Here is a 22,356-nt window from a genome sequence, read left to right as displayed (position 1 = left end):
ACTAAGTGCAGCTTGCATGTCTCACTACGTGAGCCAATCGCAGTGATTCTTTGTATGGACACTACGCTCCCTGCGGTCGCCTAGTACTTTGAAACATCAGATTTTGCGCAAAGTGCGCGCAAATCCTGTGTTTCTTTGGTTGGTCACTACGCTCCTTACAGTCGCCTAGTACTTTGAAACATCAGATTTTACGCAAAGTGCGCGCAAAACCTGTGTTTCAAAGCAAAGGAGAGGAAAGGTCTTTTTTTTGGCTTCCTTTCCTCTCCTATGGGGGTTATTTTAGTCGTTCGCGGTTTTCGGCCATTTTTTCAGTTTTAATGTCTTTGATTGCATCCCAGTTGTTTGAATCTAAGAAGCTTTCAAAGTCGGTTAGTGTGCTGTCAAATGTTCCTTCATCTTTTGAACGGATCAGTGAGATGATCGTGCTGTTGATTTTGGTTTTGATGGCTGTGTTTGAACGTGCTTCAGCAGTTCCAGCATCTGGATCCGTATTTTCGATCACAAAGTGTGGATACAATTTGCCTTCGCCCCACTCTTGCATTTGAGTCAACGCATTTTCGGTTTTGACTTTCAGTGCATTGACACGGTCATTGTTAAAGTAGTTGAAGCGGCTGATACCATATTTTTTGTTGTAGCCTTCGTTGTCGGTTTGTTCCATTTCTTTGATTTCTGGCAAGTAATCGATTTTGCCTTCATCGTTGTATTCATACGTCACGCCTTCAACACCGAATTTTGTCAAAATTTGTCCTGGTTCATCGATCAAGTACGTGAAGAGTTGGGTTACTTTTGCTGGATCCGCCGCATCTTTTGTGATGTAGTTGATCAACCAGCCAGAGATTCCTGTTTGGTTCAAGGTTGCTTCACGACCAGAAGTGCTGGCAGGTCCGTCGATTGCGATGTACCGCGTGTCAGAGTTTTTCATGAATTCAGTGAAGTTCCCACCTTGTCCGCTCGTTCCTGCGACTAAGATCGTTGCATAGTCCCCTTGTTTTACTTTTTCATCATAGGTTGGACCGTCATCGGTAAAGCTGTCATCACTGATGTTGCCGTCACGATACACTTGATTAAAGGTTTTCAACCATGAGATATATTCTTCATCTAAGTTACGATCGTAGAAAGCACCATCTTCATCTTCTAACGGAACACCTAAGAAGTCTTGCAATTTATCTAAGAATGGTCCTGCTGTTTCGCCGATCGTTGTGAAGCCCATTGGTGTCAAATCAGGGAATTTCTCGCTGATTTCTTTCATGACTTTCACATAGTTTTCTGGAGTCGAAACATCTGGTTTGCCCAATGCTTCATAGACATCTTCACGGATCACAAAGTTATCGTTGACGGGAATATTGCCGCTTTCGTAGTCCGCTGCTGTGTTGGAATAGTTTGGATAGCCATAAGTTTTGCCATCATCTAAAGCAAACCATTTGAAGGTATCTTCGGTCACGATATTCATCAAATACGGATCGTATTGTTCCGCTAAATCGTTTAATGAGTATGCCCAGCTATCAGCTTTTGTGGCTGCTTGACTGGTTTTATCCATCAACGTCACGATATCAGGCATATCACCACTTGAAATCAAAGCATTTAATTTCGAATCATCACCTGAAATAAATTCAATATCAATGTTCAAATCTTTTTTGATTTGGGCTGTCGTCACATCTTCACCAAATGGCAAAGCTGTCCAGTCTGAATTGATGTACCATGTGATCTTGGTTGGTTCTTCTTTGGTATCGAGTTTCCATGCTGGTGTCTTTTCATCTAACTCATACCGATCTTTGATAGAAAAATCCGAACTGCTGGCATTGTCTGAGCTGCCGCCACATGCTGCTAAGCTAAGTAATGCTGATGCTGCCAATAAACCGCCTACTACTTTTTTCATGTCTATCCCTCTTTCTATTCTTTTACTGCACCGGCCATCATACCGCCGATAAAGTGTTTTTGAAGCAATGGATATATAATTAAAATTGGCACTGTCGTGATGACGATCGTAGCCAACTGAACCCCACGGGTCGTTGCTTGGACGATAAAGTCGGTACTACCGCTTTCAGTCATCGTACTCAAGTTGGATTGGACGATGATTTCATAAATCTTCATTTGCAGCGGATAAAGATACTCTTTTGTGATATACAGTTTTGTTGTCATAAAATCGTTCCATTGGCCAACCCCGTTGAACAAGATGATGGTTGCCAATGCCGGTTTCGTTAATGGTAAGAAGATTTTATAAAAGATTTGGAATTCACTTGCACCGTCGATCTTCGCCGATTCTTCGAGTGAAGGCGGAATCTCACGGAAAAAGTTCATTAAAATCACGACATCATAATAGCTGAACAAAGCTGGAATAATGTAGACCCAGAAAGAATCCAGTAATCCTAGCGAGCGAATCAGCAAGTACGTTGGAATCATCCCACCACTGAAGTACATGGTGATGACCCCCATCGTTGTATAAATGTTGCGGCCAACCAAGCGTGATTTACTCAATCCGTAAGCCACGATCGCACAAAACAAGGTATGGGTTGCAGCCCCAAGAACCGTTTTTAACACTGAGATCAAGAAGGCACGGGGGATACTTGCGTCGGAAAAAACTTTCCGATAGTTTTCCCAGGTAAAGCCTTTGGGCCATAACACGAGGCCGTTGCCCGCTAATCCAGAACTAGAAGACACGGAGGAAACCAAGATATTCCAAATCGGTACAATGATCATTAACGAGAATAAAATCAAGATCACGGTATTGAAGAAGTAAAACCACGTGTTTTCTTTTGCTTTTCTTTTGATCATGTTTTTTCCTCCTATAAGATAACTGAATTGCCGTTGTTCAACTTGCGGGTCACTCGATCCGTGATCACCAATAAGATGACGGAAATGACCGCGATCCCCAAGCCGACAGCAGTTGCATAAGAGAAATCACCTTGCGTCAACCCCATTTTATAAACAAAGGAGTTGATAACTTCTGAACGGTTTTGGTTCTGTGAATTCATCAAAACTAATGTTTGATCTAGGTTTGACCCTAAGATACCGCTCACATTCAGAATCAAGTTTAAGGAGATGATCGGTGTCAGTAATGGCAATGTGATCGAACGAATCTGTCTTAGCTTGCTGGCACCATCGATTCGTGCGGCTTCATAAAACGTTGGATCGATCCGCGACATACCTGCCAAGTAAAGAATCGTTCCCCAGCCGACTTCTTTCCATAGATCCGAAAGGACCGCGATCCACCAATATTTGCTTGGATCCAATAGATGATTGACCCCTTTGTCCATCAATCCTACGGACATCAACACTTGGTTGATAAAGCCGTTCGTTGACAGCCAAGAGATCATCATCCCACCTAGCACGATCCATGAGAAAAAATGGGGAATGTATGAAACCGTTTGAATAAATTTCTTCAAGCGGCCATCTTGCATTTCAAAAATCATAATGGCTAACACAATCGGGATCGCAAAACCTAATCCTAATTTCAATAAGCTGATGGCTAACGTATTTCTAACTGCTTCCCAGAAAAAACTGTCATTCATAATGATACGGAAATTCTCTAACCCAACCCATGGTGCTGATGAAATCGTGTCAATCACCGTATAGTTTTTGAAAGCGATTATAATTCCGTAGATCGGAATATAATTAAATACGATCATAAATGCCACGCCGGGAAAAACCATCCAGTGAAGCTGCCGTTGACTATAAAACTTTTGCAGTTTACTCATACACAAAATCTCCTTCTTTCTATCCTCGCAACACTACGTATATCTCCACATTTTGGTGAAACGTTTCTACAAAAAGATTATATCCGCTGCCATTCGAAAATGCAAGCCTTTCCAATTATTTTTTTCAGGTTTTCTTTTTTCACAAATTTCGTTGAGTTCCTCACAAACACAAAAGCTATTATATCAACATTTTCATAAGAAATCATTTTTCCAAACACTTCCGTTTAATCAAATTTCACAAATAATGTATTTTTTCAACATCTATTGATTCTCAGAAATTATTAAAAAATAAAAAGAAACGTTTCACCAAAAGCACAAAAAAGCAGCAATCATCGCTGATCGCTGCTTCCTTCTATTCACTTCTTTGGGGATAGCCAAAATGGTCATAGGCTAACGGTGTTGCGATCCGCCCACGCGAGGTGCGTTTCAAAAATCCTTTTTGGATCAAAAACGGTTCGTACATATCTTCCACTGTTTCGGTTTCTTCCCCGATATTGACAGCGATCGTACTTAATCCCACCGGGCCGCCTTGATACAATTCGATCATCGTGCGGATCAATTTCTGATCGATATAATCCAAGCCAGCATGATCGACTGCCAAAAGCGCCAATGCCTGGTCAGCAACGGTGCGATCGATCAATCCATCTGCTTGCACTTGCGCATAATCGCGAACTCGTTTAAGCAAACGGTTGGCGATCCGTGGAGTGCCTCGAGATCGGCGGGCGATTTCGATCGCCCCTTCTTCCACGATATCCGTTTCAAAAATCGACGCAGTCCGCTGCACGATCTCTTTTAAATCATGGTCTTCATAATATTGCATATGAGAAATGATTCCGAAGCGATCCCGTAGTGGCGCCGAGAGCATCCCCGCCCGCGTCGTTGCGCCGACTAAGGTAAATGGCGGAAGCGGAAAATGAACCGGATGAGCCGTTGTTCCTTGCCCCACCATGATATCCACATAAAAATCTTCCATTGCCGAATAAAGCATTTCTTCGGCGACACGAGGCAAGCGATGGATCTCATCGATAAACAGAACATCCCCCGGCTGCAGCTCATTCAAGATTGCAATCAAGTCCCCCGGTTTTTCGACCGCAGGACCGCTGGTCGTCTTGATTTGCACCTGCATCTCGTTGGCGATCACCATTGCCATCGTCGTTTTCCCTAAGCCTGGCGGACCATATAAGAGGACATGATCCAACGCTTCTTCTCGATTTTTCGCCGCTTGGATATAAATCGAAAGCTCCTGCTTGACTTTGTCTTGTCCGATATATTGGGCAAGGGTTTGCGGACGCAAGGATTTTTCGATGATCTCTTCTTGTTCAGTACTTTCTGGCGAAACAATTCGTTCATCCATCGTCTACTTGCTCCTTACTTTTTCATCATCAATCGGAGAGCTTCCCGCAAGTACTCATCCGTCGATTTTGTCGTATTCGCCGCTAATTGTTTTTCGGCTTTCTTGACTTCTTTTTCGCTATAACCCAATGCTTTCAAGGCTTCCATCGCTTCATCTAAAGCAGTCGTTGCCACGCTTAGAGGAACGATCGCTTCTTCTCCAACCAGTTCAGCCACTTTGCCTTTCAAGTCTAGGATCATTTGCTGCGCCGTCTTTTTACCGACACCTGGGAACTTAGTCAAATAGTTGACGTCCCCATTTTCGACTGCCGTGATCAACCCTGTATGGTCTTCATTGGCCATGATTGCTAACGCACTCTTTGGTCCAATACCTGAGACACTGATCAATTTTAAAAACAACTGCTTGCCTTCGATCGTGGCAAAGCCGTAGAGACTATGAGCATCTTCACGAATCACTTGGTGCAGATAGATTTTTACTTCTTGGTTTAACTTGCCGCTAAATGAATACGGATTGCCAAAAGCGATCTGATAGCCGATGCCATGGGTCTCAACGACGATATACGCCGGAAAGATATCCGTTACTTTCCCTATGATATATTCGTACATGTGCTTTCCTTTCTGTACATATGTTCCCTTTATTGTAGCACAGACGAGAGGGCAAAAAAAGGACTGTGAACGAAGGAAAAGGTTTAGCAGGAAACAAACGGAGGAAAAACCGTTGTTTCAGTCGCATTTTTTCAAACGAGACATGCTGCTGCGTCTTTTTTTTCGCACACAGTTCCTAATACTTACTCAACGAGTGATTTGAATTCGCCATAGCCTTTTTCATCCATTTCTGCTAAAGGGATGAACTTCAATGCTGCCGAGTTGATACAATAGCGCAAACCGCCTTTGTCTTGAGGACCGTCTGAAAAAACATGTCCTAAATGAGAGTCAGCTTCTTTGCTGCGGACTTCTACCCGATGCATACCGTGAGAAAAATCGGCTTTTTCTTGAATATCTTGGCGACTGATCGGCTTCGAAAAGGAAGGCCAGCCACAACCGGCGTCATATTTATCAGTAGAAGCAAACAATGGTTCTCCGTTGACGATATCAACATAGATCCCTTTTTCATAAAAATCATCATACTCGCCAGTAAAGGGGCGTTCGGTTGCATTTTCTTGGGTCACCGCATATTCGATCGATGACAATTTTTCTTTTAATTCTTTTTTATCTGTCATTTTTTCACCTGCTTTTCCTCTAGACTCATCCTGTATGCTCTATCATGCCTTTTTTCTTAGCGAATGTAAAATGACTTGCTCAAATTGTTTAAGGGTTTTGCAGCTTTTGCCAACGAGTCGTTGGTTCCGCAAAATGGTAAAACTGCGGTTGGTCTTTTGTATAGATTTCTTCGGTTAAGACAGCTTCTGGCATGTTACCAAATAATCCAGCCGCAAAAAAATAGGTGTGTGCTTCTTTGAGGTAAAAGAACAGGCTCGAGCCGCATTGACTGCAAAATCCTCGCTGTGCCAACTCAGAAGAATCGTAACGTCGCAGCCACTTCGCTCCTTGAAGAGTCATCTGGTCCTCAGCGCATGGCGCAAGAGCAAACATCGGTCCGCCATGAAATTTCTGGCAGAGACTACAATGACAAACCGTGATTTCTTTCGCAACTCCCGTCAAGTTGATCGTGACTTTGCCGCAAAGACAACTACCAGAAACATCCATCCTTATTCCTCCTCCGTAAACTCTTGCAACAACTGATAGACCGTAGCGACAGGAAATCCTACGATCGTATAAAAATCGCCGTTTATCGATGAGACAAATATTTTGGCTGCCCCTTGGATCCCATAGGCGCCCGCTTTGTCTTGGTACTCATCTAAGGCAAGATACTTGTCGATCTCTTGATCCGTCAAAGGACGAAACACAACTTCCGTCGAAACCACTGCTTGGCGTTGCTGTTTGCCTTTTTGCAAAACGACGGCGGTATGCACCCAATGGGTACGTCCGCTCATTTTTCGCAACATCGACCGAGCATCTTTACGGTCGACTGGCTTTCCTAAGATTTCTTCATCCACCACGACCGTCGTATCGCTCGCGATCACCAGATCTTCAGGATTGGTTTGTGCAATAGCCGCCGCTTTTTCTGCTGCCATCCGTTGGACATAAGGGATCGCAGCTTCGTTTGGTCGGACCGACTCGTCGATATCTGCTGGTATGACCGCAAATTCCGAGACTAACTCTGCTAATAATTCTTTGCGCCGCGGCGACTGTGAAGCCAAAATAATCATTCCATGCCACTCCTTGCTCGATGAGGATCTTGAATCCGTTTGAACATCCGCTCCATGTCGCTGTTGGTGAAATGGATCAGCACCGGACGACCATGGGGACAGTTGAAGGGATTCTCGCATTTCGCTAAATCTTGCAACAAGATCCTAGCTTGTGCTTCATTCAAATAGTGATTGGCTTTGATGGATCGTTTGCAGCTCATCATGATCGCGGTTGCTTCACGAAACTTTTTGACACTGACACTTCCTGTCGTCAATAACATATCGATCATTTCGCGGATGATCGCTTCTTCTTCACCGCTAGGGTACCACGTCGGGTGCGCTCGGACGATGAAACTATTGGTCCCAAAAGATTCCAGATGGATCCCGACTTCTGCCAGCTTGTCGCTTTGTTCTTGTAATTGCAGTGCATCGCTGTTGGGATAATCCAAAACGATCGGCACCAACAATTCTTGCAGGTCATTGGTCACTTCGCCGATTTTTTCGCGGTAATACTCGTATTTGATTCGTTCTTGCGCCGCATGCTGGTCGACGATATATAGCCCCGCCTCGCTTTGGGCAAACAAATAGGTCCCATGCATCTGCCCAAAATAATCCAATTGGGGAAAACGCTCCTTCGCTGGTTCTTCTTCCAGCAACCGTTCGACCGTTTTTAGGTAGTTGCGGTCATCCCCATGCATTTCAGGATGCAGAGTCGCTTGACTTTGCAGATCCTGCGCCGTAAGCTCTGGCGTCTCATCTGGAAGAAAGACTGGCGCTTCTGGCAGCGACGCTTTTGTTTCCGTCTGGCCTTCCACAAATGGTTTTCGGACAGGCTTATTTGGCAGCGTCTCTTCCAAACTGCGAAAGGTTTCCTCGGTTTCTTCCAACAGGTTGTCGCTAGATTCCTGTGGCATTTCTGGAAGTTTTCCACCTTCCTCCACAGGTTTTTCCACAGAGTTATCCACAGTCTGTTGATAAGTGTTGCCCTGCACTTCAAATTTCCCTGTTTCGCGATTATAAGACAACCCAGAAGTCGAATTTTCTGCTGACTCCAGTTCCAAGCCAAGCTGCTGGGCTTTTGGCTGATCGGCAACTTTTTTCTTAAAACGCAGATTGTCAGCCGCGTTAGGAATCAAATTGATTTCCCGCAGCGCCTCATTGATGGCTTTACTGATTAGCTTGGTCAATTCTTCTTCTTTTGACAAACGAACTTCTTGCTTAGTCGGATGAACGTTGACATCGACTAATAAGGGGTCCATTTTGATTTCAAGGACAGCTAATGGAAAACGACCGACCATCAATTTTGATCCGTAACCAGCAACGATCGCTTTATTCAAAGCGAAGTTGCGAATATAACGACCATTGATGATCGTGGATAAATAGTTGCGGCTGGCTCGGGTGACTTCTGGCAGTGACACAAAGCCAGTGACTTTAAAGTCGAGGTCCTCAGTATCGATCGCGATCATTTTTTTGGCGGTTTCCACCCCGTAGATCCCTGCGATGGTTTGTTTTAACTGCCCACTTCCAGTGGTGCTCAACATCTTATTGCCTTCATGAACGAGACGAAAAGCCACTTCTGGGTGGCTCAGGGCGATCCGATTGACGATATCGCCGATGTTCGCTAGTTCCGTTTGCAGCGTCTTGACATATTTCAAACGTGCCGGTGTATTGTAAAAGAGGTTTTCCACAGTGATCTTGGTTCCTTGCCGCAAGTTGGCAGGCAGATGCTCTTCAACAGCGCCGCCTTTTAAGCGCACAAAGGAGCCTTGTTGGGCGCCTTTGACTGCCGTTTCAATCGAGAGGATTGAAACCGAAGCGATACTAGGCAAAGCTTCCCCGCGAAACCCGAGGGTACGTATTCGAAACAAGTCATCCCGATTGTGGATTTTACTGGTGGCGTGGCGTTTAAAGGCAGTCAAGACATCCTCTTCTGCAATTCCTTCGCCATTATCGATGACTTGGATTTTACGCAAGCCCGCTTCTTCAATAAAAATATCGATTTGGGTACTGCCGGCATCCACGGCGTTTTCAACTAATTCTTTGACGACAGAAGCCGGTCGCTCAACGACTTCTCCTGCCGCGATTTGGTTCGCCAGACGTTCGGATAACTCTTGGATCTTTCCCATCTGCTGACCTTCTTTCTAAATTCGTTTTTGCAGCTCGTACAATGTATTCAGAGCATCCATCGGGGTCATTTCCAACAGATTCAATTTCTTCAATTGATCGATGACGCCGATTTCTTCCGTAGATACTTCACTAAACAACGACAACTGCTGACTTTCTTCGACGACGGGTTTTGGCTGTACCGTCGGTTCATGTTCTTCCAGCGCTTTTAAGATCGTGGCTGCGCGCTGTAAGAGTGCACTTGGCAGTCCAGCGATTTTGGCTACATGGATCCCATAGCTTTTATCTGCGGGCCCTTCCATCATCTTATGCAAGAAGACGACTTCGCCTTCTTTTTCAACGGCACCAACATGGACATTGCGCAAGTGCGCCAATTCCTCATCTAAAACCGTCAGCTCATGATAATGGGTGGAGAAAAGTGTTTTGGCATGAACTTCTTTGTGGATATATTCAATGATGGCTTGTGCCAATGCCATCCCATCATAGGTCGCAGTCCCACGCCCTAACTCATCAAACAAAATCAAGCTGTTAGGCGTTGCATGACGCAGCGCTTGGTTGGCTTCCATCATCTCCACCATAAACGTGCTTTGACCGGCGATCAGGTCATCGCTGGCACCGATGCGAGTAAAGATCCGATCAAAAATCGGCATCTCTGCAGATTGTGCGGGGACGAAACAGCCGATCTGCGCCATAATGACTAGCAGGGCAAACTGCCGCATGTACGTACTTTTCCCAGACATATTTGGGCCTGTGATCAACAAGATCTCTGTTTCTTCATCCATCACGATACTATTCGGAATGTACTCTTGGTGACCAAGGACTTTTTCCACTACAGGATGACGGCCGTCGATGATCGATACCGCTCGTTTTTTCGCTACTGTCGGCCGCACGTATTGGTAGCGTTCCGAAACCGTGGCGAAACTTTGTAAGACATCGACCGCACTGACGGCTTTGGCTAGCTTTTGTAGACGGGTGATACTCTTTTTCACTTCTTCACGGACGTCAAGAAACAGGCGGTATTCCAAATCCACTGATTTCTCTTCGGCTTCTAAAATCAAAGTCTCCAGTTTTTTCAACTCGGGGGAAATAAACCGTTCCGCATTGGCTAACGTTTGCTTGCGCTCGTAGCGAGAGGTATCTAAATTCACTAGATTGGCTTTCGTGATCTCAATGTAATAGCCAAAGACGCGGTTGAACCCAACTTTCAGGTTTTTGACTCCCGTCGCTTGGCGTTCGTTGGCTTCTAATTCCGCCAGCCATTGCTTGCCGTTACGCATCGCTGTACGGTATTCATCTAATTGTTGATGGAACCCGTCTTTTATAATGTTGCCTTCCGTGATCTGTAACGGGGCATCTTCATCGATCGCAGCTTCGATCAGTGCAACCAAATCATCTAGGGGCGTTAATTCCAGCAGCAAGTCATTCCACTCGCCACGGTTGATGCCTTGCAGCAATTGCGCGATCAAAGGCACTTGCTCCAAAGAAGATTTCAACTGCAGCAAATCGCGGCCATTGACATTTCCGAAGGCGACCCGTCCGACTAAGCGTTCCATGTCATAGACTTTCGTCAACGCTTCTTGCAGATCTGCTCGCTCAAAGAAACTGTCCAGTAACGATTGGACCATTTCTTGGCGGGCAGTGATTTTCTTTGGCTGGATCAAGGGACGGTCTAACCATTGCTTTAACAAACGGCCACCCATTGCGGTTTTTGTCTCGTCCAACAACCACAAAAGAGTCCCTTGTTTTTTGCCAGTTCGAATCGACTGCGTCAATTCTAAGTTGAATTTGGAATAATGATCCATTTTCAAGGCATGATCGGGCTGATATTCCACGGCTTGTTGAATATGCGCTAAACTGCGTTTTTGGGTGATCGCCAAATAACTTAGCAACTTCCCTGTGACTACTTTTTCTAACTCTTGGGAGAGAGGTTCTGTTAAAAATTGAAATTCGGCATTTTCTTCCAACGTTTCTTGCTTAGAAAACACGACATTCAAGCGATTGGTCAGTGTTGTTTGCAATGACTCAGGGATCTCGCTGCACAAAACGACTTCTTTCGTTTGCAGAGCGGCGGCCTCATTGACGACAGCTTCTTCATCTTCCAATTGCGCTGCTTTTAATTCACCGGTACTTAGATCGACATAGGCAAAGCCAAAACGCTCCCCTTGCTGCAAAACAGCTGTCAAAAAGTTGTTTTCTTTGGCGGATAGGCCTTTGCTGTCCATCACCGTTCCCGGCGTGATCAGTTGAACGACTTCGCGTTTGACCATTCCTTTGGTGGTTTTTGGATCTTCCACTTGCTCACAAATCGCTACTTTGTAGCCTTGCTCGATCAAGGTGTCGATGTAATTGCTGGCAGCGTGGTAAGGCACCCCACACATAGGGATCGGTTCCTCCGCATTTTTGTTGCGGCTGGTTAACGTCAGTTCTAAAATTTGTGCTGCCTTGACAGCATCCTCATTAAATAATTCATAGAAATCCCCTAAACGATAGAATAAAAAAGCATCTTGGTACTGAGCCTTGATGCTTAAATACTGTTCCATCATCGGGGTATTTTTAGTTTTTTGAGGCATTGGTTTCATCCTCCTCGATGGCTTTATTCATTTTCTTTTGGATCTCCGTCGTGACATATTGCAGCAATTCATCTGCTTGCAGTAACGCTTGGCGATAAGCAACCACTAAAGGATGCTGCTCGTATTCGTTTGTCAATGACGCATAACGCTGCTCGGCAGCTTTTTTTGCTTCGGGTTTCTCATAATGCTCAAATTGAACGATTTCTTTTTGCGCTTGCTTCAGCGCTTCTTCCAGCTCCAATAGCCCTTGGTTTTGCAAGGCTCGTGCTTGAATTTCTTGAAATTCTTGAACGATCGGATGATCAGACAAGAGCCTTTGCAAAGCAGCCAGCTCTTGGGCAACGTGTGGTTCCTTGGCTAATTGCTCTTCCATGCTTCTCCTATTCTGTAAACGGGCGATCTTCACTGATTTGGATCGGACGGATCGATTTTGCTTTACCAGTGGCTTCATCAATCTCAAGCAAGCAAGCCGACAAAATACTGCGGCCTTTTTCAATCACTTCAAACCGTTGCGGCAACGCCGTCAAAAATTTTTCAATGACTGGTTCGCGTTTCATCCCCAAGATCCCATCATAAGGACCAGTCATGCCGACATCTGACAAATAAGCTGTTCCTTGGGGCAAAATCCGCGCATCATTGGTCTGGACGTGGGTATGCGTGCCGACGACTGCCGAAACACGGCCATCCAAATACCAGCCCATCGCTTGTTTTTCGCTGGTGGTCTCCCCATGAAAATCCACAAAGATAAACGGTGTACGTTTGCGGGCAATCGCAACCAGTTCATCCATTTTGCGAAACGGATCATCAAGGTCTACCATGAACGAGCGAGCTTGCATGTTGATTACCGCTAATTCAATGGTGTTGACTTTCACAAATACCATGCCGACGCCCGGTGTTCCCTCTGGAAAATTGGCTGGACGAATCATTTTCTTCGCATCGCCAATAAATTCAAAAATGTCACGGTTGTCCCATGTATGATTGCCTAGTGTCACGACATCGACACCATCTTGCAAAAATTTCTTATAGATTTTACCAGTGATCCCACGACCCGCCGCCGCATTCTCGCCGTTTGCGATCGTCACCTGTGGCCGATACGCCTTTTTTAATTTTGGAAGGTACTCCGTGATCGTTTCTCTTCCTAATGAACCAACTACATCTCCAATGAATAATACCCGCACACATTTTTCCTCTTCTCTTTTAGCTTCTTTTCTATTATAAGGGTTTTGGTCCAGAAAAAAAAGGTTCTTTCACTTGCGGTTCTTCCCTGCAGCAGGACAAAAAAACACGCTAGACTCTTTCGCATCAGTCTAGCGTGTCGCTTAATTCTCTTAGGAAACAGTGGTGTCCTCTTGTCCTACGTGTTCTACGATCGCCACGATCAAATCACGGGCTTTTTCCATCGCTTCCACGGTAATAAATTCATACTGGCCATGGAAGTTTTCACCGCCGACAAATAAGTTCGGTGTTGGGATCCCTTTATAGGTGATTTTCGAGCCGTCGGTCCCGCCACGAAACGGTGCTTCGATCGGCGTCACGCCAATCGCTTGCATCCCTGCTCGGGCAGCTTCGATACTGCGGGGATCTTTCTTGATCAAATCCCCCATATTGTAATATTGGTCATACAGCGTATAGGTGATACGTTCTTGCCCATAGGCTGTGTTCAGTTCATCAATGATCCCCACGATGTTAGCTTTTCGCTGTTCAAAAAGCGTATGATCGTGATCACGAATGATATAAGAAACTTCTGCTCGACCAATATGTCCCGTCAAATTGTGCAGCAGGTAGAAGCCTTCATACCCGCGGGTGCGTTCAGGAACTTCCTCTGCTGGTAAGGCATCATCGATTTGATGCGCGATTTTCAAGGCGTTGACCAAACGACCATAGGCAGTCCCAGGATGCACACTCGTACCGTCGATCGTTATATCGATACGAGCCGCATTAAAGGTTTCATACTCCATATGGCCCACGCGACCACTGTCCATCGTGTAAGCAAATGCTACTGGAAAATCCGCCGCATCAAAGCGATCAGCGCCAGTCCCGATCTCTTCGTCAGGACCAAAAGCGACCCAGACATCGCCACGCTTATGCGCATCCATCGTTTGTAAGATCCGCAGCGCATCAATGATCTCTGCGATACCAGCTTTATCATCTGCACCCAGCAGGGTCGTTCCATCCGTTGTGATCAACGTTTCGCCGACATAGTCTTTGAGATTAGGAAATTCAGCAGTTGTCATATAAATGGCTTTTTCTTTATTTAAACAAACATCCTTGCCATCGTAATTTTCATGGATCTGCGGTTGAATATTTTCAGCTTCGAAATCTGCCGTATCTACATGGGCAATAAAGCCAATCGCCGTTTTTTCAGGATTACCAGGTAGACGTCCGATCACAAAACTATTCTTTTCATAGTAAGCAACATCCGCTAATCCCATCTCGATCAACTGATCTTTCAATAAAAGAGCCAACTCAACTTGTCCCTGCGTCGTTGGGATGGTCTGACTCGTGGCATCCGAGCGAGTATTCATTTTTGCATAGGTCAAAAAATCCTTTAAGATTGCTTTCAATTCTGCACATCCTTTTTCTTCAATTCTTCTACTATCTTTATAACGACAGGGGACGATTGTCCGTTTCGTGGATCACTTGTCGAAAATCAGCAAAGCCAGCTGCTAACCCGCGCAGCAAGATCTCTGCCGTTCCCATATTGGTGGCTAAAGGAATCTCGTACACGTCTGACAAGCGAATCAATGCCGTTACATCTGGTTCATGGGGTTGTGCGGCTAAAGGATCGCGCAAAAAGATCACCATGTCCAAGTCATCTTGCGAAATCATGGCGCCAATTTGCTGGTCTCCTCCCAGCGGCCCTGATTTGTAGCGGTGGACAGGCAATTGGGTTGCTTCTTCGATCCTCTTCCCCGTAGTTCCTGTTGCGAAAAGTTCATGCTGCGCTAAAATTTCTCGATAGGCAGTCACTAATTTTACCATTACATCCTTTTTTCGATCATGAGCAATCAATGCGATTTTCATTTGCTGCATTCCCCCTTTTTTCTATTGTACCAATTTATTTTCTTTGCGACCGAGAAAAAACAAAAAAACATAGCACAGATGCCGCAAATCGACTGTGCTATGTCTAAAGGATTCCTTTTTAAATCAGTTGTAATTCTTTCAAGGCTAACCAGATGCCATCTTCATCATTGCTAGCGGTCACCATATCTGCGACTTGTTGGATCTCCGGGACCGCATTGCCCATTGCCACACCGACACCTGCGGCAGTCAGCATTTCACGATCGTTTTGGCCATCACCAAAACAGATCACATCTTCTTGCGCTATCCCTAATTGTTCTGCGACACACAGGATCGTTGCTGCTTTGGAGCCTTCTTTTGGAACGACATCCACACTGTTTTCATGCCAACGTACAAAACGCAGTTTGCTGTATTTCTCGTCAAAGAAATGCTCATACTCTTTTCCGTAAAAAGCCAATGCTTGATAGACTTCTTTTTCTTCAGGAAAGTCCATGTCCAACTCAGGAAGTTGGGCACCAAAGGAATGCATCGCTGCTTCCATTTTAGCAATATCCAACGAAGACGCTCGTTTCGCTGTATCCATCCCGACAAAGGCCGTGTCGATCCCAAGCTCTTGGGCTTCTGCCACGAAAGCAGCCAATTGCGTTTCATCGAGCAAATTTTTATACACCTGCTGATGCGAAAGAAAGGCGGCTGCCCCATTACATAAAATGTAATTATCAAAGGACAACGAACGAATAATGTCTTGGGCGTGAAAACGACTGCGCCCAGTGGCAACGGTCACGAAATGGCCAGCATCTCGCAGAAGATCAAGGGCTTTTAGCGTACTGTCTAGTGGCTGTTTGTTCGAGTCAAGCAAGGTTCCATCAATATCAAAGGCAAAGAATTTCCGATTCATAAAAGGTTAAGGCTCGCTTTCTATTAAGAAGTAACTAAGATTTTGGTCTTGGTTGCGGTCATTTTTACAAAAAACAGCAAGAAAAACCGTACATACTTATTCTTAACACAAATGACCGCTGATTTCAACGCTCCGTTAAGGGATGATAGCTTCTTCCTGGAGAAATCTTAGAGAAAAGAAAAAAAGAAGCATCGCTGCTTCTTTTTGTAGGTTCTGATTAGTCGACATAGGTCGATTTTGAGTTGTTCAACCATGCATAGCCAAGTCCCATGACCAAGCCACCGCCGATATAGTTACCGATAAAGGCAAAAACTAAATTATGGATCACACTGCCGACAGTCATGCCTGCCAAGTGTCCGCCTGAAGCCCAGAAAGCTAAGGTAAACGCTGGGAAGTTAGCGATGACGTGTTCGAAGCCTAAGAAAGCAAAGATGAAGATGATGAAAATGATTGCTGCGACTTTTCCAGCATCGTCTTTCATCCGCATGCTTACCAACACGGCTGTGTTTACCACGATATTAGCGAACATCGCTTCCACTAAAATTTGAATAGTGGATTTTTCTAATTTTGCAGTGATCGAGGTCAGCATAAAGTTGTCTGCGGTCAGCCCTTGAAAAGGTCCCGTTAGCGCAACGATCGAGCCGAAGATCACCCCGCCGATCAAGTTGAACAAGACACACGTAAGCAAAATTTTCAATGCCAAAGGAATACTTAGACGTTTACGGTAAACCCCAACAGTCATATACAACATATTCGATGTTCCTAATTCTGCGTTCATATAAAGAATCATGACTAAAGACCAGCTAAACATAAATGCATACAAAATTTTTCCTAACCCGTGAACCATTGATTCACCTTTCATAGCGATCGCAAAAGCAATAGCTGTTCCGAGGGTCAAGAATAAACAAGCCATCATCGCACGTACAGCGTAACGCAAATAACTACTCTTGATCAAATCGATTTTCTTTTCTATGGATGAATCGATCTTCTCAAATAATGGGGATACTGGATTCATTTTTCTACTCCTTTTATGAAAAATTTTACTTCGTTATAATTTGCACAATACTTCCATATTCTAATGACGAAATGCTGATTTGTAAAGAGATATTTGAAAATATAAGTAATTAATGAAAAATTTCAAGCTTTGTTTTCATCAAATCCAAAGCCAGCTCCATCTTGACTTTTGCCCCTAGTTTGTCGTATACTATTCCTTGTGTAAAATAATGCAGCAGGAAAATAACAGCTCGTCACCAGTTCGTTGCCCCTCGGGTGCAATTGCGTAACCGCGGCTGCAAAGGTGAAGATTGAAGAACGAACTGCACGAATGTGAGTTTTTCAACGGATTATTTTACTCCAAACTATTTTATTGGAGGAACTAAATTATGTCTCGTTATACAGGACCATCATGGAAAATTTCTCGTCGTTTAGGAATTTCTTTATCAGAAACTGGAAAAGAATTGGCACGTCGCCCATACGCTCCAGGTCAACACGGACCAAACAGCCGTGGCAAAAAATCAGAATACGGCATGCAATTAACTGAAAAACAAAAATTGCGTCATATGTATGGCATGAACGAACGTCAATTCCGTACATTGTTTATCAAAGCAAGCAAAATCAAAGAAGGTAAACACGGTGTTAACTTCATGATCTTGCTAGAACAACGCTTAGATAACGTTGTTTACCGTCTAGGTTTAGCAACTACTCGTCGTCAAGCACGTCAATTAGTAAACCACGGTCACGTTTTAGTTGATGGCAAACGCGTTGATATCCCTTCATACCACGTTGAAGTTGGACAAGTCATCAGCGTTCGTGAAAAATCACAAAACATCTCAACAATCAAAGAAGCAGTTGAAGCAACAGCTGGCCGCGCGTCATTTGTAAGCTTTGACAGCGAAAAATTAGAAGGTTCATTAACTCGTTTACCTGAGCGTGATGAATTGTCTGCAGAAGTTGACGAAGCACTAGTCGTTGAATTCTACAACCAAAAACTTTAAGATTTCAAACGACACGATTCCTTTTGGGAATCGTGTTTTTTTGTGGACTCAACGGATTTACGGACCCTTTAAGAAGACCCTTAAAAAAATACCAAAAAAACCGACAATGATACATCGCTGTATTCATTTGCCGGTTTTGTTCCTATTTTAGATAAAGTTCGCAACAGATTCGCCTTCTTCTTGCTTTTGGCGATAATTAAACATGAGCAGCTCTGTTTGGCGTCGTTTGAAAATGATCTTTCGTAAGTTTCGTGGCACAAATTTACGAATGTCTTCTTCATTGTACCCCACTTGGAGCTTGTTCTCATCTAAGATAATTGGTCGTTTCAATAAGTTCGGGTATTTTTCGATCAATGAAAGCAGCTCTTCTAGCTTCAACTCTTCTAAATCAATGTCTAGCTTTTGGTACACTTTCGAACGAGTAGATATAATGTCTTCCGTTCCATTTTTCGTTAAAGAAAGAATCTCCATTAGTTCATCACTATTTAATGGATCGCTAAAAATGTTTCTCTCTTTAAATGGTAGTTCATTTTCGGTCAACCATGCACGGGCTTTACGACATGACGTACAGCTGGGTGTTGTATATAGTGATATCATTTGTTCATTCTTCCTTTCTCTTTGATGTACTTCGATTTTTTGTCTGGTGCTCAGCCTTCGATTTGATTGATCGTTTCCTGTTTGACGATATCGGCGATTCGAATATTGATCTCTTTGACTTTCAAAGAAGTCAAGCGGCTAATTTCTTCTAAGACCACTTCTTGGACTTGCGCAAAGAGTTTGGGGATATCTTTGCCGTAAGCCACGATTACTTCCAAATCAACTGCAACCTCTTCTTTGCCAACTTCCACATCAATGCCAGAAGCGACTTGCGGCTGTTCTTCAAGGTTTTCGGTCATATCTGAAAGAAATCTGCCATTTACACTAATCAAGCCATCAATTGACTGCAAAGCGACACCAACAATTGTTTCAATGACTTTCTCTTCAAAGGACAGTGGACTTGCTTGCGCTGCTTCATTAGACACATTCGTTGTTTGCTGATCGTCAGTCATTTTTCACACTCCTTGGTTAAATAAGAAAGGATACTAGAGACATCGCAAAGTCGCATACACGACCTTGTCTAAAGTGGACATTCCTCTTGGGAATTTTTTTCCCTACCTTTCTAGCATAAATTCTTTTTGTTTTTTTTACAAAGAAAAACACTTGTTTTCGGAATAAATTTATCGTGCAAAATAAAATAAATGCGCTAAAAAAATCTCAAAGCATAATTTCCCTGAAATGATTCGTTTTTCTTGACAAAAAAAAGAAAGCAGCTACACTGCTCTCTTTTATTCTTTGTTATTTTGACAAGGCATCTAATGGATCAATCAGTTGATGCCGGGCTAAACTAGGTGAAAGACTAACTTCAAAATGCAAGTGAGGACCTGTACTGTTCCCCGTACTTCCCATGGAAGCAATCACTTCGCCTTGTTCGACCGTTTGACCGACTTCCACTAAATTGCGATGATTGTGCGCATACAATGTCGTCAGCCCATCTTTGTGCTCGATAGCAACATAATTCCCCCATGAAGAATGATACTCTGAGCGGATCACCGTTCCTGAAAGACTAGCCATGATCGGCGTTCCTTGCGGGGCGGCGAAGTCCACTCCACGATGAAACCCATTGCCTCGTGGACCAAAGACAGAAGAGACAACTGGATTGCTGACAGGATAGATCATCTGTTCGCTGCCTGTCGGTAATTCTGGTTTCTCTTTGTCATAACTCGTCAGAGCATATGCTTCGATCAGCGCATTTAGCTTCTCATTGTATTGTGTATCTGATGCATAACGCCCGGTCAGATATTCCGTGGCATCTTCATAAGACTCCGTTTCTGATTTCCAAACACCTTTATAAAAATTCGGATTGTGGTCCAATCCTTCTTTCAACAATTTCGCATAATCTTTCAAAGAAGATTCGATACTGTCATATTGGCGAAACGTGGCATGAACTGTGTATAAATTACCGGAACCATCGTCTTCTTGCGTTTGGAAGGAAATCCCATTCCCTTCATAAAGTCCCTTAATACCAAATAGGTTATAAAAAGGCTCCTGGCTCAGACGACTTCTTCCGCTACCAGACTCTAAAATCGCTTGTGCAATCATGACCGATGCGTAAAGATTTTCTTCTTGTCCAACTTTACGAGCATCTTCTCCAATCTCCATAATAAAGTCCCACGTTTCTTTGACTGGCGTGACTTCAAATTTTGCTGGCTCATCTTCTTGCGGCGGCGTTACCGTCAACTCTGGTACGTTAGGTACTTCTTTGATGTCAGGCGAAGGCTGGCTTGGTGTTGATTCTGGCTCTGGATTTGGTGTTGTCTCTGGTTCTGGGTTTGGTGCTGGTTCTTCTGGTTCTGGCGCCGGCTCAGGTGTTGGTTCTGGCTCTGGATTCGGCTCTGGATTCGGCTCTGGATCAGGATTTGGTGCCGGTTCTTCTGGTGTTGGTTCTGGCGTCGGGGTTGGTTCCGGTTCTGGCAATGGTTCTGGTGTTGGCTGTTCAGGAACAGGTGTTGACTCTCCTGGAACTACTTCGCCGTTTTCTCCTGGTACCGTTGCGGCATCTTCAGGGACCAAGCCCATTGTTGGCCCGTCCACTCCCGGAACCGTTGACTCAGCTGTATTTTGACCAGCAGTAGACTCGCTCGTTAAAACAGCCGCCGCCGCTGATACTGGCAGCAATGTTGAAAATTGACTGGTAATAATGGCAATTGCCATCCATTTCTTTATTTTCATTCGTGAACTTTCCTCCTTTATTCCTCCCTCTATCATACAAAAAATGCAAGAAACTTTGTAATCAATTTTTGCATTCCTATATGAAAAAGGAGAAATACTTGATTTTTCTAACGAATGAATGATCCAAGCCATTCATTTGCTCTCTAGTAAAAATACGCAAAAACAGCTCAATACCATCTTTTCAAATGTCCAAAACAAAAACAGCAGCGAGCGTCCTCCCTGCTGTTTTGATCTATCTTGACTCTATATCGATATATTCGCGATCATTTGACACTTCTTTATAGGCGGGGCGCATGATTTTTTGTGCGTTGACCAGCTCTTCGATCCGATGGGCGGACCAACCAACGATCCGTGCAATAGCAAACATTGGTGTATACAGTTCTTCTGGTAGATCCAACATGTTATAAACAAACCCGCTGAAAAAGTCGATATTGGCACTGACTCCTTTGTAGATTTTGCGCTTTTCATTGATGACTTGAGGAGCAATGCGTTCGACCATCGTATACAATTGATATTCTTGCCAAGCTTCTGATCCTTTTTCTTGTGCCAGTTTGGCTACATAATTTTTAAAGATCGCCGCACGGGGGTCGTTGTCGCTGTAAACCGCGTGGCCCATGCCATAAATCAATCCTTTACGGTCAAATACTTCTTTATCTAGGACTGCTTCCAAATAAGTGCGGATGGCCTGTTCATCGGTAATATCAGCAACGTTGCGCTTCAAATCTCCCATCATTTCCGTCACTTTGATATTGGCGCCACCGTGTTTAGGTCCTTTCAAAGAACCTAGCGCTGCAGCAATCGTTGAATAGGTATCCGTCCCACTGGAGGTAACGACTCGTGTCGTAAAGGTCGAATTATTCCCGCCGCCATGTTCCATATGCAAAACAAGTGCCATATCCAATGTTTGGGCTTCTTGGAAGCTATATTCTTTCGTTGGACGCAGCATAGTCAAAATCGTTTCAGCTGTACTCAACTCTTCGGTCGGGCGGTGGATGTACATGCTCTCCCCTTGATTGTAATGATTGTAGGCATGATAGCCGTAGATTGCCAAGAGCGGAAAGACACTGATCAGCATCAGACTTTGTTCCAATACATTTTCAATGCTGATGTCATCTGCTTGCGGATCATAACTTGCCAGTGTCAAGATACTGCGAGATAAACTATTCATGATATCAGAAGAAGGTGCTTTCATAATGACGTCACGCACAAAATTGGTCGGCAAAGTACGTTTTTCTGCTAATAGGCAATGAAATGCCGCAAGTTCTGTTTTGTTTGGCAGTTCGCCGAAAAGTAATAAATATGCAATTTCTTCAAAGCCAAAACGTTTTTCATTGACGAACCCTGATACTAACTCATTGATGTCAATTCCGCGATAACGCAGCTCGCCACAAGCTTCAACTGGCTTGCCGGCAATGATTTTTTCTGGATAAATGGTGGAGATCGTCGTAAGACCTGCTAAGACCCCCGTGCCATTTAAATCCCTCAGTCCACGCTTTACATCATATTCTGAATAAAGATTCATATCTATCAAATTGTATTTCTGACATTGCGATGCAAGATAGGACAATTTCTCTTTCTTTTCTAATCTTTCCACGGTGATGTTACCTCCAATCTTTCTACAAACTATCGACTACAATGTTATTTAACCGTATACAAACATCGTTAAAATAGTCATCCTATAAA

At 44.1% G+C, this 22,356-nt stretch carries 21 protein-coding genes; 1 reads left to right on the top strand and 20 read right to left on the bottom strand.

Annotation, left to right across the window (positions count from 1 at the left end):
• Positions 1 to 274: 274 nt before the first annotated feature.
• From IGI94_RS01710 to IGI94_RS01635, 16 genes are all read right to left on the bottom strand, one after another.
• Positions 275 to 1,876: a sugar ABC transporter substrate-binding protein gene (locus IGI94_RS01710; RefSeq protein ID WP_438899350.1), complete on the bottom strand. Its 1,602-nt coding sequence runs from the start codon at positions 1,874 to 1,876 to the stop codon at positions 275 to 277.
• 14 nt (positions 1,877 to 1,890) lie between these two features.
• Positions 1,891 to 2,772 carry a carbohydrate ABC transporter permease gene (locus IGI94_RS01705; protein ID WP_005227173.1) on the bottom strand — a complete coding sequence of 294 codons (882 nt, stop codon included), beginning with the start codon at positions 2,770 to 2,772 and terminating at the stop codon, positions 1,891 to 1,893.
• An 11-nt stretch (positions 2,773 to 2,783) separates the two neighbouring features.
• Positions 2,784 to 3,695, bottom strand: coding sequence for an ABC transporter permease (locus tag IGI94_RS01700; RefSeq protein ID WP_005232388.1), 912 nt, complete (start codon positions 3,693 to 3,695; stop codon positions 2,784 to 2,786).
• Between the two features lie 352 nt (positions 3,696 to 4,047).
• The gene (gene ruvB / locus IGI94_RS01695) at positions 4,048 to 5,049 is read right to left on the bottom strand and encodes a Holliday junction branch migration DNA helicase RuvB (RefSeq protein WP_005232402.1); all 1,002 of its coding nucleotides are present in this window, start codon (positions 5,047 to 5,049) and stop codon (positions 4,048 to 4,050) included.
• Between the two features lie 14 nt (positions 5,050 to 5,063).
• Positions 5,064 to 5,654 carry a Holliday junction branch migration protein RuvA gene (gene ruvA, locus IGI94_RS01690; protein WP_005232405.1) on the bottom strand — a complete coding sequence of 197 codons (591 nt, stop codon included), beginning with the start codon at positions 5,652 to 5,654 and terminating at the stop codon, positions 5,064 to 5,066.
• 182 nt (positions 5,655 to 5,836) lie between these two features.
• The gene (gene msrB / locus IGI94_RS01685; protein WP_061053658.1) at positions 5,837 to 6,268 is read right to left on the bottom strand and encodes a peptide-methionine (R)-S-oxide reductase MsrB; all 432 of its coding nucleotides are present in this window, start codon (positions 6,266 to 6,268) and stop codon (positions 5,837 to 5,839) included.
• Between the two features lie 88 nt (positions 6,269 to 6,356).
• Positions 6,357 to 6,755 (bottom strand): GFA family protein, encoded by a 399-nt coding sequence (locus IGI94_RS01680; RefSeq protein WP_438899349.1) that lies wholly within the window; start codon positions 6,753 to 6,755, stop codon positions 6,357 to 6,359.
• Between the two features lie 2 nt (positions 6,756 to 6,757).
• Positions 6,758 to 7,318 (bottom strand): Maf family protein, encoded by a 561-nt coding sequence (locus IGI94_RS01675; RefSeq protein WP_015508832.1) that lies wholly within the window; start codon positions 7,316 to 7,318, stop codon positions 6,758 to 6,760.
• On the bottom strand, positions 7,315 to 9,423 hold the full coding sequence (mutL, locus tag IGI94_RS01670; RefSeq protein ID WP_373192403.1) for a DNA mismatch repair endonuclease MutL: 2,109 nt from the start codon (positions 9,421 to 9,423) through the stop codon (positions 7,315 to 7,317). Before mutL ends, IGI94_RS01675 begins: the two co-directional genes overlap by 4 nt.
• A gap of 15 nt (positions 9,424 to 9,438) precedes the next feature.
• Positions 9,439 to 11,991 carry a DNA mismatch repair protein MutS gene (gene mutS, locus IGI94_RS01665; RefSeq protein WP_010748644.1) on the bottom strand — a complete coding sequence of 851 codons (2,553 nt, stop codon included), beginning with the start codon at positions 11,989 to 11,991 and terminating at the stop codon, positions 9,439 to 9,441.
• Entirely contained in the window at positions 11,975 to 12,364 is a 390-nt protein-coding gene (locus IGI94_RS01660) for a YlbF family regulator (RefSeq protein WP_010748643.1), read from the bottom strand. The genes mutS and IGI94_RS01660 overlap by 17 nt, the downstream gene beginning before the upstream one ends.
• Before the next feature lie 7 nt (positions 12,365 to 12,371).
• Positions 12,372 to 13,169 carry a TIGR00282 family metallophosphoesterase gene (locus IGI94_RS01655; protein WP_010748642.1) on the bottom strand — a complete coding sequence of 266 codons (798 nt, stop codon included), beginning with the start codon at positions 13,167 to 13,169 and terminating at the stop codon, positions 12,372 to 12,374.
• A 150-nt stretch (positions 13,170 to 13,319) separates the two neighbouring features.
• Complete coding sequence (pepT, locus tag IGI94_RS01650; protein WP_005227162.1) at positions 13,320 to 14,555, bottom strand: peptidase T; 1,236 nt, start codon at positions 14,553 to 14,555, stop codon at positions 13,320 to 13,322.
• Between the two features lie 37 nt (positions 14,556 to 14,592).
• Positions 14,593 to 15,015, bottom strand: coding sequence for a methylglyoxal synthase (locus IGI94_RS01645; RefSeq protein WP_008376307.1), 423 nt, complete (start codon positions 15,013 to 15,015; stop codon positions 14,593 to 14,595).
• A 118-nt stretch (positions 15,016 to 15,133) separates the two neighbouring features.
• A complete protein-coding gene (locus tag IGI94_RS01640) occupies positions 15,134 to 15,910 on the bottom strand; it encodes a Cof-type HAD-IIB family hydrolase (protein ID WP_005227160.1) in 777 nt (258 codons plus the stop codon).
• Positions 15,911 to 16,127: 217 nt separating this feature from the next.
• Positions 16,128 to 16,925, bottom strand: coding sequence for a formate/nitrite transporter family protein (locus IGI94_RS01635; RefSeq protein ID WP_005227159.1), 798 nt, complete (start codon positions 16,923 to 16,925; stop codon positions 16,128 to 16,130).
• Between the two features lie 367 nt (positions 16,926 to 17,292).
• Here IGI94_RS01635 and rpsD point away from each other — a divergent pair, with 367 nt between their 5' ends.
• Positions 17,293 to 17,904, top strand: a complete 612-nt coding sequence (gene rpsD, locus IGI94_RS01630) for a 30S ribosomal protein S4 (RefSeq protein ID WP_005227158.1) — start codon at positions 17,293 to 17,295, stop codon at positions 17,902 to 17,904.
• A 147-nt stretch (positions 17,905 to 18,051) separates the two neighbouring features.
• Here rpsD and spx read toward each other — a convergent pair whose 3' ends face one another.
• The 4 genes from spx to IGI94_RS01610 all read right to left on the bottom strand — a co-directional run bounded on the left by spx (position 18,052) and on the right by IGI94_RS01610 (position 22,267).
• A complete protein-coding gene (gene spx, locus IGI94_RS01625; RefSeq protein WP_010748641.1) occupies positions 18,052 to 18,501 on the bottom strand; it encodes a transcriptional regulator Spx in 450 nt (149 codons plus the stop codon).
• 50 nt (positions 18,502 to 18,551) lie between these two features.
• Entirely contained in the window at positions 18,552 to 18,953 is a 402-nt protein-coding gene (locus tag IGI94_RS01620) for an Asp23/Gls24 family envelope stress response protein (protein ID WP_195265438.1), read from the bottom strand.
• A 286-nt stretch (positions 18,954 to 19,239) separates the two neighbouring features.
• Positions 19,240 to 20,673 carry a peptidoglycan DD-metalloendopeptidase family protein gene (locus IGI94_RS01615; protein ID WP_438899348.1) on the bottom strand — a complete coding sequence of 478 codons (1,434 nt, stop codon included), beginning with the start codon at positions 20,671 to 20,673 and terminating at the stop codon, positions 19,240 to 19,242.
• Positions 20,674 to 20,905: 232 nt separating this feature from the next.
• The gene (locus IGI94_RS01610) at positions 20,906 to 22,267 is read right to left on the bottom strand and encodes a citrate/2-methylcitrate synthase (protein WP_438899347.1); all 1,362 of its coding nucleotides are present in this window, start codon (positions 22,265 to 22,267) and stop codon (positions 20,906 to 20,908) included.
• Positions 22,268 to 22,356 lie beyond the last annotated feature (89 nt).

This window comes from Enterococcus sp. AZ149, from assembly GCF_051714285.1.
In the GTDB taxonomy this organism is placed as follows: domain Bacteria; phylum Bacillota; class Bacilli; order Lactobacillales; family Enterococcaceae; genus Enterococcus_D; species Enterococcus_D entomosocium.
The sequence above is the reverse complement of the archived record's forward strand: the minus strand, read 5'-3'. Positions and strand labels throughout refer to the sequence as shown.